The sequence below is a fragment of the Streptomyces sp. NPDC026672 genome (genome assembly GCF_040638185.1).
Taxonomy (GTDB): Bacteria; Actinomycetota; Actinomycetes; order Streptomycetales; family Streptomycetaceae; genus Streptomyces.
The window spans coordinates 1-14,675 of sequence record NZ_JBEZXS010000086.1 but is presented as its reverse complement, the minus strand read 5'-3'; the positions used below and the strand labels follow the sequence as shown (position 1 = coordinate 14,675).

16 protein-coding genes and 1 riboswitch are annotated in these 14,675 nt (G+C 73.8%); of the genes, 4 read left to right on the top strand and 12 right to left on the bottom strand.

Annotation, left to right across the window (positions count from 1 at the left end):
• Positions 1-66 precede the first annotated feature (66 nt).
• The 7 genes from AB0F77_RS42410 to AB0F77_RS42380 form a co-directional block, all read right to left on the bottom strand.
• The gene (locus AB0F77_RS42410) at positions 67-984 is read right to left on the bottom strand and encodes a PfkB family carbohydrate kinase (RefSeq protein ID WP_361959942.1); all 918 of its coding nucleotides are present in this window, start codon (positions 982-984) and stop codon (positions 67-69) included.
• Positions 985-1,084: 100 nt separating this feature from the next.
• The gene (locus AB0F77_RS42405) at positions 1,085-2,323 is read right to left on the bottom strand and encodes a cytochrome P450 (protein WP_361959936.1); all 1,239 of its coding nucleotides are present in this window, start codon (positions 2,321-2,323) and stop codon (positions 1,085-1,087) included.
• 41 nt (positions 2,324-2,364) lie between these two features.
• On the bottom strand, positions 2,365-3,756 hold the full coding sequence (locus tag AB0F77_RS42400; protein WP_361959934.1) for an FAD-dependent oxidoreductase: 1,392 nt from the start codon (positions 3,754-3,756) through the stop codon (positions 2,365-2,367).
• Positions 3,746-3,991 (bottom strand): ferredoxin, encoded by a 246-nt coding sequence (locus tag AB0F77_RS42395; RefSeq protein WP_361959932.1) that lies wholly within the window; start codon positions 3,989-3,991, stop codon positions 3,746-3,748. The genes AB0F77_RS42400 and AB0F77_RS42395 overlap by 11 nt, the downstream gene beginning before the upstream one ends.
• A 156-nt stretch (positions 3,992-4,147) precedes the next feature.
• Positions 4,148-4,810, bottom strand: a complete 663-nt coding sequence (locus tag AB0F77_RS42390) for a hypothetical protein (protein ID WP_361959929.1) — start codon at positions 4,808-4,810, stop codon at positions 4,148-4,150.
• A 99-nt stretch (positions 4,811-4,909) separates the two neighbouring features.
• Complete coding sequence (locus AB0F77_RS42385) at positions 4,910-5,290, bottom strand: cold shock domain-containing protein (protein ID WP_361959926.1); 381 nt, start codon at positions 5,288-5,290, stop codon at positions 4,910-4,912.
• A gap of 106 nt (positions 5,291-5,396) precedes the next feature.
• Positions 5,397-6,500 carry a DNA alkylation repair protein gene (locus AB0F77_RS42380; protein ID WP_361959923.1) on the bottom strand — a complete coding sequence of 368 codons (1,104 nt, stop codon included), beginning with the start codon at positions 6,498-6,500 and terminating at the stop codon, positions 5,397-5,399.
• Positions 6,501-7,057: 557 nt separating this feature from the next.
• On the opposite strand from AB0F77_RS42380, the gene AB0F77_RS42375 reads away from it, so the two are divergent.
• Complete coding sequence (locus tag AB0F77_RS42375) at positions 7,058-8,224, top strand: PP2C family protein-serine/threonine phosphatase (protein ID WP_361959920.1); 1,167 nt, start codon at positions 7,058-7,060, stop codon at positions 8,222-8,224.
• A 36-nt stretch (positions 8,225-8,260) separates the two neighbouring features.
• Here AB0F77_RS42375 and AB0F77_RS42370 read toward each other — a convergent pair whose 3' ends face one another.
• From AB0F77_RS42370 to AB0F77_RS42360, 3 genes are all read right to left on the bottom strand, one after another.
• On the bottom strand, positions 8,261-9,076 hold the full coding sequence (locus AB0F77_RS42370) for an SAM-dependent methyltransferase (RefSeq protein WP_361959918.1): 816 nt from the start codon (positions 9,074-9,076) through the stop codon (positions 8,261-8,263).
• Between the two features lie 98 nt (positions 9,077-9,174).
• Positions 9,175-9,387 (bottom strand): DUF397 domain-containing protein, encoded by a 213-nt coding sequence (locus AB0F77_RS42365; RefSeq protein WP_361959939.1) that lies wholly within the window; start codon positions 9,385-9,387, stop codon positions 9,175-9,177.
• Positions 9,388-9,412: 25 nt separating this feature from the next.
• Positions 9,413-10,288: a helix-turn-helix transcriptional regulator gene (locus AB0F77_RS42360; protein WP_361959915.1), complete on the bottom strand. Its 876-nt coding sequence runs from the start codon at positions 10,286-10,288 to the stop codon at positions 9,413-9,415.
• A 330-nt stretch (positions 10,289-10,618) separates the two neighbouring features.
• Here AB0F77_RS42360 and AB0F77_RS42355 point away from each other — a divergent pair, with 330 nt between their 5' ends.
• Both AB0F77_RS42355 and AB0F77_RS42350 read left to right on the top strand, forming a co-directional pair.
• A complete protein-coding gene (locus AB0F77_RS42355) occupies positions 10,619-11,338 on the top strand; it encodes an ATP-binding protein (RefSeq protein ID WP_361959912.1) in 720 nt (239 codons plus the stop codon).
• Positions 11,339-11,768: 430 nt separating this feature from the next.
• Positions 11,769-12,350, top strand: a complete 582-nt coding sequence (locus AB0F77_RS42350) for a histidine phosphatase family protein (RefSeq protein WP_361959909.1) — start codon at positions 11,769-11,771, stop codon at positions 12,348-12,350.
• 68 nt (positions 12,351-12,418) lie between these two features.
• Here the strand turns inward: AB0F77_RS42350 and AB0F77_RS42345 are convergent, their stop codons facing one another.
• Both AB0F77_RS42345 and AB0F77_RS42340 read right to left on the bottom strand, forming a co-directional pair.
• Positions 12,419-13,177: a CbtA family protein gene (locus AB0F77_RS42345; RefSeq protein ID WP_361959906.1), complete on the bottom strand. Its 759-nt coding sequence runs from the start codon at positions 13,175-13,177 to the stop codon at positions 12,419-12,421.
• Between the two features lie 21 nt (positions 13,178-13,198).
• Complete coding sequence (locus AB0F77_RS42340) at positions 13,199-13,420, bottom strand: CbtB-domain containing protein (protein WP_361959903.1); 222 nt, start codon at positions 13,418-13,420, stop codon at positions 13,199-13,201.
• Between the two features lie 36 nt (positions 13,421-13,456).
• Positions 13,457-13,597, bottom strand: a riboswitch (cobalamin riboswitch).
• A 94-nt stretch (positions 13,598-13,691) separates the two neighbouring features.
• On the opposite strand from AB0F77_RS42340, the gene AB0F77_RS42335 reads away from it, so the two are divergent.
• Complete coding sequence (locus tag AB0F77_RS42335; RefSeq protein WP_361959900.1) at positions 13,692-14,555, top strand: fructosamine kinase family protein; 864 nt, start codon at positions 13,692-13,694, stop codon at positions 14,553-14,555.
• Positions 14,556-14,675: the final 120 nt, after the last annotated feature.

Sequence of the window (14,675 nt, the reverse complement as noted above, 5' to 3'; positions counted from 1 at the left end):
CGTGCGGTGAAGATTCGACACCTCCACCACACACGGAGGCCTTCGCCATGATCAAGCCCGGCGGCGTTAACAACGCTCGTGATCAATACAGCTAGGGCGGAGCATCCAGGAGCGGGTGCCGAAGGAGGCGCAGGAGCGGGCGGCGACCTCGGCGGCGCGGGCGAGCGCCCCGGCGAAGTCACCGCCGTCCGGCCTCCAGTGGCGGGCGAACGCGCCGTGCAGGAAGTCCCCCGCGCCCACGGTGTCCACCGCGCGGACGGGCGGCACCCCGACGGTGCCCCGGCCCTCGGGCCCGGACCAGACGAGGGGGTCGCCGCCACGGCTGACGGCGGCCCGGGGCACCCCGTGATCGTGCAGGAAGTCCAGGACGTCGGCGGTGGTCTCCGTGCCGGGCGGGCGGAAGTCGGCCGAGCAGAGGGCGACGTCGACGCAGGGCAGCAGTTCGTGCGTGCCGGGCTTCCAGCTGCCACCGTCGAACAGCGTCGTACGGCCCGCCTCGCGGGCCGACCGGGCGGCGGCCAGGGCGAGTTCCATGTGGTGGCCGTCCAGCTCCACGACGTCGCAGGCGGCCACCAGGGTGGCCAGCCCGCCCGGCGGACGCGGCCGGTGGCGCGCCGCGTTGGTGGACGCGACGGCCCGGCGTCCGTCCGCCGCCGTCACCAGCACCGAGGAGACGGCGGGCGGCTCGTCCGTCTCCGCCGCCAGGTCCTCCACCGTCACCCCGAGTCCGGTGAGGTCGGCCCTGGCCGCCCGCGCCAGCGGATGGCCGCCGAGGACCGTCAGCAGCGTCGCCCTCCCGCCCAGATGGGAGAAGACGGCGGCGGCGTTGGCGGCGGGCCCGCCCGCGGCCACCACCTGGTCACGGGCCCGCACCTTCTCGTCCGCGCCCGGCACGTGGTCCACCAGCTGGATGACGTCCAGGGTGCACAGACCGACGAACAGCCCCGCGCCCCGCTCCCCCGCCGCACGCCCCGCCACCGCCACCTCCTCGTCGCACCGCGCCCCCGCGCGGAGCACGGCCCTGTACGCCGGCCCCGACCCTAACTCCCGTGCGGGGCGGCGACTCCCGTGCGGGACGGCTTGATCAGGGTGTCAGGCCGTCGAAGGCGACGTTCAGATGGCGGGGGCCGCGCAGGACGGCGTTCCGGCGGTAGGGCGGCGGGTCCTCGACCAGGCGCGGGTTCTCCAGCCGGCGGGCCAGTTCGGTGAGGGCGATCTGGGTCTCCAGCCGGGCGAGCGGGGCGCCGAAGCAGCTGTGGACGCCGCTGCCGAAGCCGAGGTGCTGGATGTCCTCGCGGTCCGGGTCGAAGCGCTCCGGGTCGGCGAAGCGCTCCGGGTCGCGGTTGCCCGCGGCCAGCACCAGCCAGATGCGGGAGCCCTTCGGGATGGTGACGCCCCGCAGTTCGATGTCGGCGATGCAGGTCCGCTGCGGGACGAGCTGCACGGGAGGCTCGTACCGCAGCAGTTCCTCCACGATCCGCACGGACAGGCCCGGGTCCTCGCGCAGCCGGTGCAGGTACTGCGGGTGGCGCAGCAGGGTGAGCATGCCGTTGGTGATCAGGTTGACGGTCGTCTCGTGGCCGGCGACGAGCAGCAGCACGGCCGTGCTGAGCACCTCCATCATGGTCATGGAGCCGTCGGGGCCGTGGCTGTTCACCAGGTCGGACAGCATGTCGTCGCGCGGCTCCTGGGCGCGCTGCTCGACCAGCCCCGCGAGATACATGCCGAGCTGCATCCGGGCCGCCTGCGCCGCCTCCGTGAACTCGGCGTCGGCCCCCTTGCGGGTGTCCGGGTCGAGGCTGGCGACCAGGGGGTCGACCCAGGCGCGGAAGCGCGGTTCGTCCTCGCGGGGCACGCCGAGCAGCCGGCAGATCACGGTGACGGGGAACGGGTAGGCGAACCGGTCGACGACGTCGATCTGCCGGTCGTCGCCGAAGCCGTCGATCAACTCCGTGACGATCTGCGCCAGTTCACCGCGCATGGCGTCGATCCGGGTGGGCCGGTGCGGCGGTCCGAAGGAGCTGCCCGCGATGCGGCGCAGCCGGTCGTGCTCCGGCGGGTCGAGCCGGATGAAGCTCGGCGGCAGTCCCGTCGCCTCCGCCCCGCCCGGCTCGTCGTCGCCCGCGGCGGCGAGGTTGGCGGCGTCGGAGCTGATCCGGGGGTCGTGCAGCAGGCTCTCGATGTCCCAGTAGGAGCTGATGACGTAGGGGCCGTGCTCCTCCTCGTGCAGGACCGGGGTCTTGCGCAGCTCCTCGTACAGCGGGTACGGGTCGGCGCGGTTGGCGTAATCGGTGATCTGGCGCAGGAGCGGGGCTCGCGTCATGTGCGGTCCTTGGGCGTGGGGTGTCGAGGCGGCCCCGGCCGTCAGTGGCGGCCGGGGGTGAAGACCAGGCGCTGGTCGGCCGGTGAGTAACCGCTGAGGGTGACGGTCGGTCCGTGGGTGGGCAGGGACGGGTCGGGGAAGTCCGCCGGCACCGGACGGCGGCCCTCGGGACGGCGGTCCACGGTCGGGTACTCGACGGGGAAGGGGGCGCCCCGCTCGATCTGCCGCTGGTAGAACTCCAGCCAGCGCGTGTTGTCGAAGCTGACGGCGGCGACGATCCGGCCCTGGTGGCCGTAGACGCCGACGAAGCGCCGCTCGGCGAGCGAACCCTGCGTGATCATGATCTGGTCGCCCATGGGCGGGACGCCGACCGACTTGATGTTCACCCCGAACTGCGAGGACCAGAAGGCGGGCACCCACAGGTGCGGGCGGCGGTCGGTGCTGGGGCTGATCATGTTGTGCGCGGCGACCTCGGCCTGCGCGACGGCGTTGCCCCAGTGTTCGAGGGAGAGGAACTGGTAGCCGAACAGGGCGTGCGGGGAGCGGGCCACGTCGCCCGCGACGAAGATGTCGTCGGTGACGATGCCGCGGAAGTCGAAGGCGCGGCAGCCGGCGTCGCAGGCGATGCCCCGGGGCCCGGCGCCGAGCCCGGACCCGGCCAGCCACTCGGTGTTGCGCCGCGCGCCCAGGGAGACGACCACGACGTCCGTCTCCACCACGGACCCGTCCGACAGGTGCGCGGTCCTGACGCGTCCGGCGGAGTCGCCCTCCAGGGCGGTCACCGTGACTCCGGTGCGCAGGTCCACGCCGTTCTCGTGGAGCAGTTCCGCCGAGACCGCGCCGATCACCCCGCCGAGGGCGCCCACGAGGGGTGCTCCGGCGCGTTCGGCGACGGTGACCGGGAGGTCCATCTCCCGGCAGGCGGAGGCGACTTCGCAGCCGGCGAAGCCGGCGCCGATGACGAACACCCGGCGAGGGCCGGCCTTCAGCCGCCGCAGCAGGGCCGCGGCGTCGTCGCGGGTGCGCAGCACGAGGACTCCGTCGAGGTCGGCCTCGGCCTCCTTGGGCCAGGGCCGGGCGCGTACGCCCGTGGCGATGAGGAGACGGTCGTACTCGACCTCGTCGCCGTCGGCGAGCCAGACCCGCTTGGCCGTCATGTCGAGCCCGGCCGCCGGGACGCCGAGGCGCCACGTGGCGTCGGTCTCGCGCCGCCGGGGCAGCTCGGTGCGGAGGGCGGAGGCCCGGCCGAGCAGGACGGCCTTGGACAGCGGCGGACGGTCGTACGGCTCGTGGGGCTCGTCGCCGATCATCGTGAGCGAACCGGTGAAGCCCTCCTCGCGCAGGGTCTCGGCGGCCCTGAGGCCGGCCAGGGAGGCGCCCACGACGACGATGCGGCCCTCGCGCCTGAGCCGCTCCACGGGGTCAGCGGCCATCGGCGCTCTCCCGGGCGGTCGCGGCGGGCCCGCCGGCCGGGGCGTCGAGGCCGTCGGCGGTGATCGCCCGCACGGGGCAGGCGGCGACGGCGCGGGCGAGCCGTTCGTGGTGTTCGCGGCCGGGCTGCGGGTCGTAGACGAGGGCCTCCTCGCCGTGCATGGTGAAGACGTCCGGCGCGAGGAACGCGCACTGGGCGTAGCCCTGGCACCTGTTGAGATCGACGACAAGCCTCATCGGCGCTCCGCCCTTCCGGCGGCCAGGTCCGTCGTGCCCACACGCTCGGCGGGGCACCTCCGGACGGCGGTCATCTCCCCCTCGCCAGGATGGGAGCTGCCCGGCGGCGGGTGCGCGCCGGGGCACGCCGATCGAGTGACGGGGGCGGCGGGCGGGTCAGGGCGCGGTACGGCGGCGGCCCGCGACCACGAGGATGTGCACGCTGAGGGCGAACGACCAGGCGGGGAAGACCAGTTCGGACCAGGGCACGTTCGGGGAGACGAAGAGGAGGACGACGGCGGTGACGGCGCCCAGGAGGGTGAGCCAGCGGGGCAGGATGCCGAGGCGGTGGCCGATCACCGACATGGAGCAGGTGAAGACGGCGGCCATGCGCATCGCGTAGCCGATCAGCAGCGTGTAGGCGAAGTGGCGGCCGAAGTCCCAGGTGGGCAGGGAGGACGGGCTGCCGGGCGGGTGGGCGGTGGCCAGCACGGCGTCGGCCGCGGCGGCGCCGCCGAACATGCTGGCGACGAAGACCAGGCCGCTGCCGAGGAGGACGGTGGCGAGGAAGCGGTCCTCGGCGTCACCGACGTGCGAGCGCACGGCGCCCACGAACCACAGGAAGAAGATCCCGGCGAACGGCACGAGCGCGAGTGCGGCGCGCACGGCGTCGCGCCGGGCGGAGTCGGTGTTGCCCGCGGTGGCGGCCTCGGGGCCCTGGGGCAGACCGAGCCGGATCAGGACGATGGCGGCCGCGAGCAGCAGCGCGAACACGATCCCGGCGAGTCCGGCGGCCCGCGGGGTCTGCAGGGCGCGCTCCTGCTGCCCGGTCGTCTGCATCCGCGGCTCGCTTCCCCTGCGACGGCTGTGTGCCACCAGCAAGCCGTGGGGAGGCGGGCGCCGCCACCGGGGGACGGCCGAACGGCAGGGGGGCCGGGGTCAGTCCTCGGTCCAGCCGTGCTTCTTCGCGAACTGCGCGAGCTCCTGGCGGATCTGGAGGATCTGCTGGCCGGTGAGGGTGGGGGCGGCGCGCAGCAGGAGTTCGGTGATCTCCGTGGTGAACTCCGCGGTCTGGAGGACGTCGCACAGCGAGTCGTCGGCGACAGTGGCGGTCGAGGAGGGGGCGAGGCGGATGGAGGACGCCTTGGGTCCCCGGTCGCCGTCCTCGATGTCGAACTCGACGACGAGTCCGGTCCGGACCATCGACTCGGGGATGAGGAGATCGTTCACATGGAGGAAGACGTCCTCGTCCCCGTGCTCGGGAGCGATGAACCCGTACCCCCGCGTGCTGTCGAACCGCACCACACGCCCTGCGACCACACCGACCCCCCAGACACCCCGGGCCACCTGCCCGAATGAAATTCGCGGGCGAGTGTACACGCCCCGGCCGCGGGAGGTCGCCCCGGCGCCGGGGCGGCGGGCGCCGTCAGGGTGCGCCGAGCTCGAACTCCGCGCGGTCCGTCGGCACGCCGTTGACCTGGAGTGCGAGCGCGTGCGGGCCGGGGTGGTAACGACGGGTGGTGATCGGGCGGAAGGAGTGCTCGCGCTCCACGGCCATCGACTCGCCGGGGGCGAGGGTGCGGGTGGTGAGCTTGAAGGTCTTGGCGCTCTGCGAACCGTTGGCCTTGTGGTGGTGGACCACGTAGTCGACCGCCAGCCGGGCGGGTTCGGCGCCGGCGTTGCGGATGGTCGCGGTGAAGCGGACGCTGCCGCCGAACGGCACCGCCTTGCGGTCGAGCAGCGGTCCCCGGATCTCCAGCGTGGCGGGGGCGAAGCCGAGCACGTCGAGCGCGCCCGGGTGGCCGCGCTTGACGAGGGTGCGCAGTCCGTGGCGCACCAGCCGCTCGGTCGTCGGGGCCGGGTCGGCGAGCCAGCGCCGGGCGGTCGCCACGACGAGGTCGGGGTGGTCGCGGCTGAGGTCGTTGAGGTGGTTGGCGACCGACCGCCGTACGTACTCGCTGTCGTCGTGGCGGAGGGCGTCGAGGACGGGGACGGTCGCGCCCTCTCGGGCGATCAGCTCGGGGACCCGGATCGACCAGGGCAGATAGGGGCGGGTGCCCTCGGAGGCCAGCCGGCGCACGTCGGCCTCGGGTGATCCGGTCCAGCCGGTGGCGATCTCCAGGGCGCGGTCGACGTCGTGCCGCAGCAGGACGCGGACGGCGAACTCCGAGGTCAGCCGCCCGGTCAGCTCGGCGAGCAGCGCCATGGCGTCGTCGAACGCCTCGGCGGTGTCCTCGGCGACGGCCTTGGTGGCGACGGCGCTGGTGACCGGCCAGATCAGCCAGCCGTCGAACGTGGGCGCCTTGTCCCTGGCGGCCCGCACGACCCGGGCCAGCTCCGCGTAGTCCCCGGGGACGTCCGTGAGCAGGGCGTCCCGCAGCAGGTCGGCGCGCTCGCGCAGGGACAGGGTGCCCAGGTCGCCGGCGGCCGCGTGCAGCGCGGGGAGGTCGGCGCCGGGGAGGGCGGTGCGGACGGCCTTGGTGAGCGAGCGTGCGGTCTGACCGTTGACGAGTTCGTCGGCGAAGGGCATACCCGCATCCTCTCAGCCACCACTGACAACCCCCTCCGCGCCGGTACCGGCCCGCTGCCGGGCGGGGCGGGCCGGATGAGAAGACGGCGGCGAATCCCGCACCGCGGCGGCCGAGGAGGCCGACCTGCCAGGGGCACGGCGGCCGAGGAGGCCGACCCCACCGGGGGCGCGGCAGCCAGGGAGACCGACCCACCAGGGGGCACGGCAGCCAGGGAGACCGACCCACCAGGGGGCACGGCAGCCAGGGAGACCGACCCACCAGGGGGCACGGCAGCCGAGGAGACCGACCCACCAGGGGGCACGGCGGCCGAGGAGGCCGACCCACCAGGGGGCACGGTCCCCGGGACGGCGGTGGGACAGGGGAGAACGGCGCGGCTCGGACGGTGGCAGCCGCCCCACCCGGATGCGCCCGGCCCCGGCACTCTGCCGGAGGGGGCGGGACGGCCCTCGCGTGGGATGCCGGAGCATCGGCGGGTCCGGCGGGTGGGGTGGTGGTCGCGGAGCGCTGCTCGGTTTCGCGATGGCCGGGTGACCTGGGGTGGGGCAGGCTGGAAGGCATGGGCCTTCCGTGGGGCGTCGGCGCTCTCCGACAGGCGTGGCGGCCGGGACAGCCGAGTCGCGCGCTGCTGCTGCTCCCCGTCGCGTTCATCGTGCTCCTGGCCATGCTGGACCTGCGCCTCCCCGAGGACATCCACCTCGGGCCCGCCCTGGTCATCGCCCCCGCGCTCACCGCGTCGTTCGCGGGCCCCCGTACGACCGCGCTGGTCGGCGTGCTCGCGGTGGCGACACAGATCGCCGTCGCCATGCTCCACGGCGGGCTGGACACCCCGAACCACGTCGTGCAGACGGTGACCCTGACCGTGCTCTCGGCGATGATCGTGGGCTACGCCGCGATCCGCGACCGGCGCCGGGCCCAGCTGGCCCGGGTCCGCTCGGTGGCCGAGGTGGCGCAGACCGTCCTGATGCGTCCGCTGCCGGAGCGCGTCGGGGAGCTGCGGATCGCCTCGCTGTACCTCGCGGCGGAGGACGAGGCGCAGATCGGCGGCGACCTCTACGCGGCCACCCGCGCCGACGGAGCCGTACGCGTGCTGATCGGCGACGTGCGCGGCAAGGGACTGCCCGCCGTCGGCGAGGCCGCGCTGCTGCTCGGCGCGTTCCGTGAGGCCGCGCACCGGCACACGCTGCCCGGTCTCGCGGTCGCCCTGGAGCAGAGCGTCTCCCGCCACTCCGCGGACCTCGGCCCGCCCGAGGAGGCCGACGAGCGCTTCACGACGGCCCTGCTGGTCGAGATCCCGGACGGCGAGCCGGTCACCCGGCTGACCAGCTGCGGTCACCCTCCGCCGCTGCTGATCGGCCCCGGGCACCCGGTGACCGTGCCGGCGGTGCATCCGTCGCCGCCGCTGGGCGTGCACAGCACGGTGCCCGCCGACTACGCCGTGGACGAGGTCGCCTTCCCGCCGGGCGACACCCTGCTGCTCTACACCGACGGGGTGATCGAGGCCCGCGACGCCCACGGCCGCTTCTATCCGCTGGCCGAACGTGTCGCCCGGTGGTCCCCGCTCACCCCCGAGGCGCTCGTGCAGCGGCTGCGGCACGACCTGCTGGCGCACTGCGGCGGGCGCCTGAACGACGACGCGGCGGTCGTCGCCGTCCACCGCGCGCCCGCGCGGGCGCACCACCACGGGCGGCGGACGGAGGACCCGGACGTACGGCTCGAACGCTGACGGGCCGGGAACCGTGACGGGTACCGGCCCCCGGGGTCACGGCTTGCGGGCCACCGCGCCGTACATCGCGATGTCCTCGTCGCGGATGCCCTCCTCGCCCTGCCCGTCCGGGTGCCACTTGTGCACCTGGACGATGCCGGGCTCGACCAGCTCCAGGCCCTCGAAGAAGGCGTGGGCCTCGTCGATGGTGCGCAGCCGCATCGGCATGTTGCGGGCCGCGTACTCGCGGGCGACGCGCCCCACCTCGTCCGGCGCGTACTCGGCGGTGCCGATCGACATGGCCAGGTAGCTGCCCGAGGGCAGCGGCTCCAGCAGCCGCCGGACCACCCCGACCGCGTCGTCCGCGTCGAGCATGAAGTGGACGATGGCGATGACGGTGAGCGCCACCGGCCGGTCGAGGTCGAGGGTGTCCCGCAGCTCGGGCGCGTCCAGGATCTGCGCCGGGTCGCGGAAGTCGGCCTCGATGTACGACGTCTTGCCCTCGGGCGTGCTGGCCAGCAGGCCCTGCGAGAGGGTGAGGACGATCGGGTCGTTGTCCACGTAGACGACCCGCGTGTCGGGGGACACCGACTGGGCGATCTCGTGGAGGTTGGGCGAGGTGGGGATGCCGGTGCCGACGTCGAGGAACTGCCGGACGCCGGCCTCCTCGGCGAGCCAGCGGACGGCCCGGTTCATCCAGTCGCGGTTCGCGCGCATGTGGATGGGGAGCGCGGGCCACTCCCTGGCCATGGCGTCGCCCGCCTCCTGATCAGCGGGGTAGTAGTCCTTTCCGCCCAGGATGTAGTCGTAGATCCGCGCGGAATGGGCGTTATTGGTGTCGATGCGGTCGGCCGGCCATCCGTTGTCGGGCAACGCCGTGTCTCCCATTCGGGTAAGAGGGTTCGGGAAGAGGAAGTTCGAGGTGGGGGGTTGGTCAAGCAAGAGTGAACGATCAGCGATAACAAACGAGTTCAGAAAAGAAAGTCTGCGACACCTTCCTTCACACCTGTGAGGAAACTGGTCATCTCACGGGGCGTGAAGACCAGCGCCGGACCGTCGGGGTCGGTCGACTGGCGCACGGCCACACGTCCGTCGGCGAGCTTCTTCACCTCCACGCAGGCGCCGCCGGCGTCGTCGCTCCACGGCTTGGCCCAGCCGCGTGCGCCCAGGTTCCGGGACGGCATGCCGTTGTGTATGTGATGGTGCACGTCAGAGCTCCTTGCGAATCGCACCGAGGAGGTCCTCGGTCTTACGGGCGGGCGCCGCCTGGGCGCCCAGCCGGTCCAGAGCCTCGCGGTACACCACGACGTCGTCGTTCTTGTCCAGGTAGACCGCGCCCACCAGGCCGTTGAGATAGACGATGTCGGGCAGTTCACGGGCCCGGAACCGGAAGAGGTGGTACGCCCCGGCGCGCATGGCCGGGTGCGGACCGTTGGCGAACGGCATGATCTGCAGGGTCACCTGCGGCAGCCGGTTCACCTCGATCAGGTGGTCGATCTGGGCGCGCATCACCCCGGGCCCGCCCACCGGCCAGCGCAGCACCGTCTCGTCCATGACCACCCACACCCGCGGCGGCGCCGGACGCGCCAGGAGTTCCTGGCGGCGCATCCGCAGCGCCACCCGCCGTTCGGTGGCCTCGGCCGAGGCGTGCGGATTGCCCGCGCCGAGCAGGGCACGGGCGTACTCCGGTGTCTGGAGCAGCCCGTGCACGAACTGGTTCTCGTAGGCGCGGATCTGCAACGCGGCCTGTTCCAGGCTCAGATACGCGGCGAACCAGTCCGGCATCACATCGCGGTAGGTGTGCCACCAGCCGCGCTTGTTGGCCTCGCGCACGGACTGGAGGAAGGTGTCGATCTCCTGCTGGTCCTTCACGCCGTACGTCTGGAGCAGCTTCTCCGCGTCCGTGAACCTCAGCCGTGCGACCTTCGCGGCCTCCATGCGGCGGATCGTGGAGTGGCTGACCCCGATCGCCGCGGCCGCCTGCTCATAGGTCAGACCGGCCCGGTTCCGCATCTCCTCCAGCTGTCTGCCGAGGATCATCCGCAGCACGGAAGGGGCGCCACCCCAGTCGGTCTCCGCGGTCACGCCATTACCCCCTCACACCAGGTTGCAGGGTCACGGTCTCATGCGATCGCTCGCGGCAGCCTCATTCGATCACGTGTTGACGGAAGCAGCATGCATGTGGCCACTTGAAAATTTCAACTTGTAGGTTGCGAGCAGTTGTTGGCAGATGCCACAGTGGACTCACTGTCCCGGCTCAGCAAACGAGCAGGCGACGAAGCCCAGTTGGGGGAGACCGGGCTGCAACAGGGCGCCCACCGGCGCGCGTTGCTGTCAGCTGCACCCGAGCGGCCGACACCCGACAACACAACCGACACCCCCCACCCCGCGAGGCCGGACGAAAGGCGTACGGCGATGGCTCCGCGCTTCCTCCCCCAGCCGCTGGACCGACTGCCCGAGGACAGATGGCCCGCTCAGCCCCTGCGGGCGGCCCGGTTCACGGCAGCCACCGACTACATCCCGTACCAGCGCGGGGGCGACGTCCCGCGCCGTACACCGGAGGCATCGGCCTCCACCACCAGACCACCCGGAGGCGAGCAAGCCGGTCGACTCCCTGGGCCCCTCGGCCCCGACCCTCTCGCCTCCGGGGCGGAACCCCCGCCCCGCAGCCGTACGTTCGACCTGCCGGCGACCCCGGCGTCGGTCGGCACGGCCCGCCGGGGCGTGCATGACCTGCTGATCGCCTGGGACACCGACGAGGAGACGCGCGACAACGCTGTCATCGTGACGTCGGAACTGGTCACCAACGCGGTCACGCACTCCGACAGCGAACGGATCGTGTGCCGGCTGCTGGCGCTGGCCGACCGGATCCGTGTCGAGGTCGAGGACCAGGACCGCTGCGGCACGCTGCCCACCCTCACGCGGCCCGAGCCGGACGTCCAGAACGGGCGCGGACTCCTCCTGGTCGAAGCACTGAGCACCGACTGGGGTGTCACCGACACCCCGCAGCGGCCCGGACGAGTCGTCTGGGCCGAGCTGGCCACGGCGGTCGCGCCGCCGCCCGCCCGGCACCCCCGGCCCACCCCCCACTCGGCCGAAGGAATCCCGACGCATGGACCTTTTCCCCCGCCCTGACCTGCCCGCGCGACGCCCCGCGCCCCCGCTCTCCGGAAACCGCGCCCCGGGCGTCCGCATGGCCGACCCGTCCTGGACCCGCACCCGGCCCAAACCGGGCACGGACCAGCCCCACGACCACTGTCCGACACCGTCGCCGTCCCTCATGTGAGACGGCGACGAGGCCCGGGCCGGGCCGGCACCGCCGACCCCTACCGACCCGACCCGGGCCTGTGTCACCCCCCTGAATCAGCCGGCCACGGGACGAACACCCCCGCCCCCGCGCGGCGCCACGGTCATCACCGGGGTCGGAGCACCGATCGCCGGGCCGGGGTGGGTGAATTGGCTGGAACTGGTCGGTGACGGGAGTGACGAGGGGTGTGGTGACGGCCTGTTCGACGAGGGCCGTACGGTACGGGGTGAACTGTCCCCGTACTGGAGGAACGCCCCCGTGACGACCAGCCGTGTCACCCTCGTGTCGCCCGCGACGAGCGAGTCCCTGCGCTCGGCGCGGTTCGACGACGACGGGCCGCTCGACGAGGGCGGCGCGGCACGGGCGCGGGCCGCCGCGGGGACGCTCCGGGCGGCCGGGCGGGTGCTGGTCTCCCCCACCGAGCGCTGCCGGCGAACGGCGTCCGCGCTGGGGCTCGACGCGGTCGGGGCACTGGAGTTGGCGGCCCTCGGCATGGGGCGCTGGCGCGGCCGTACGCTCGACGAGGTCGCCGCGGCCGAGCCCGCCGCGGTCGCCGCGTGGCTGGCCGACCCCGGGGCCGCGCCCCACGGCGGGGAGTCGGTGCGTGCGCTGTGCGCGCGGGCCCGGCGCTGGCTGGAGTCGGTGCGGGAGGCCGGGGGCGGTCATCTCGCCGTGGTGGAGCCGGAGTTCGTCCGTGCCGCGGCGGTCGTGGCCCTGGGGGCGCCCGAGGAGGCGTTCTGGCGGCTCGACGTGCCGCCGCTGACGGCGACGGCCCTCAGCGGACGGGCGGGGCGCTGGAACCTGCTCCTCGGACGGCCGCTCGGCACCCCGGACGTCTGACACGGTGTGGGCCCCTCCGGACGGATCCGGAGGGGCCCACACCCACGTGGGAGAACGGGGACCGGCCCCTACCGCGGAACCGGTGCCGCCCCGCCCGCCGGGACCCGTGCCGGGCGCGGCACCAGCAGGCGCTGGGCCAGCTCGCCGAAGACCAGGCCGAAACCGGTCCACAGGGTGAGCTGGATGGCGAGGGCCGAGACCCGGAACCGCCACAGCACGGTGGCCGGGAAGTCCGCGGGGACCTCGTCGACCGCGGGCAGGAAGGCGTAGGCGACGCCGATCACGAGGACGAAGGCGGCCACCGCGGTGACGGTGGCGTACCAGGTGCCCCACTGCGGCGCGAGCCGCCTGCCGAGGAGGGTCGCGGCCACGGCGAGCAGCACGCTCAGGAGCATCATCAGGAAGTAGAGGGTGGTCCGCCTGCCGATGGTGTCGCCGTCGCCGACGGCGGGCGGGTTGGCCGGGTACTTCAGGAACGGTACGACGTACACCGCGAGCAGTGCCGTGCCGGACAGCAGCAGGGCGGTGGCGCGCGGTCCGAACCGGCCGACGCGGCCGAGGGCGAAGCAGAAGGCGAGCGCGGCGATGCCGCCGAAGGCGACCCCGTAGAGCAGCACACCGGTGGCGAGGCCCGCGGTGGACTGGAGGGAACGGGAGACGAGTTCGACCTCGTGCTCGTGGGCGTGCGCGTGGGACTCCTCGAAGCCGATCGCCCTGTCGACGCTCGGCTCACCGAGGAAGTAGGCCGCGACCAGGGCGAGCAGACCGGCTGCGAGACCGGCCAGCATGCCCCGGACCAGGAGGTTTCTGACGGTTGCGGAGTTCATGGGGGTGCGGCGTCCCTCGCGTCAGTGGCAGGGGAAGCCGAGCAGGTGGCGGGCGTCGTGCACCCACTCGTGGACGTTCTCGCCGGAGACGAGCGAGGTGGCGCCCTGCTCGGCGCCGACGAAGTACAGCAGGACCAGCATCAGGATGCCGAAGAAGACCGCCCAGGGGACGATCGCTCCGATCGGCAGCTTGGCGGGAAGGGCGGGGGCGGTGGTTGTCGGCTGAGCGACGTGCTGCGCCATGGCAGACCTCCTCGGGAGTTCGCGTCCCATCTCGGTGGTGCACAGGACGAGGGCGGCGGGTCTGACTCGCGGGCTCCCGAGGGTGTCCCGTCCACAGTGGCGCGACCGTGCCGGATTCACACCGGCTTCCGCATGGCCTTCGTCGATATCCCTGAGACCGTACCGTGTGGCGCGACCCGGGCCAAGACCGTCCCGGTCACGGGGGCTCCGGGCGGGGGCCGCGGGTGCGGCGCCGTGGCCCGGTGGCGCGCGCCGCCCCTACGCTGGGGGCGTGGACGACGGGGAAGGTCCGGGCGCCGCGGCGTCCCGGCTGACGGGACGGCCGGTGGCCGGGGTACGGCGGTTGTCGGCGGCGCTCGCCGAAGTCGCCCTGGACGGTGGGCCGGTGGTGGTCGTCAAGCGGGCGGACGCGCCCGGCGCGGTGACCGCGGAGGCGGCCGGGCTGGACTGGCTGGCCGCCTCGGGCACGGTCCGGGTGCCCGAGGTGCACGGCCGGGACGAACGGTGGCTGGTGATCGAGCGGGTGTCCGAGGGGCGTCCCGGTCCGGAGGCGGCGGCCTCGTTCGGGCGGGCGCTGGCCGCCCTGCACGCCGCGGGCGCGCCCGCGTTCGGGTCCGCGCCGCCGGGTGGTCCGCGGGACGCGTACATCGGGCTCGCGCCCATGCGGAACGTCCCCGCCGCCGACTGGCCGGGCTGGTACGCCGAGCACCGGGTGCTGTCCTATCTGCGGCGGGCGGTCGACGACGGCACGCTGCTCGGCGCCGAGGCGGCCGTGGTCGAGCGGGTCTGCGAGCGGCTGCCGGAGCTGGCGGGTCCGGCCGAACCGCCCGCCCGGCTGCACGGCGACCTCTGGAACGGCAATGTGCTGTGGGGCGCCGACGGGGAGGTGTGGCTTATCGACCCGGCCGCGCACGGCGGACACCGGGAGACCGACCTGGCGATGCTCCGTCTGTTCGGCTGCCCGCAGTGGGACGCGGTGCTGGCCGGCTACCGGGAGGTGTCGCCGCCGGCCGACGGCTGGGCGGACCGGGTCGGCCTGCACCAGTTGTTCCCGCTGCTCGTGCACACCGTGCTGTTCGGACGCGGGTACGCCGGACGGACCCTGGCCGCGGCCGAGTCGGCCCTGCGCGGATGAGGACTGCCGGGGCCGGTCTCACGGGCCCCTAGGGCGTGTTTCGAAAGTCCCGCCTGGCCCGCGACGCCTGGCACGCACACTCGCCGCGTTGTCGGAACGCCCAAGTACATCCAGTACGAG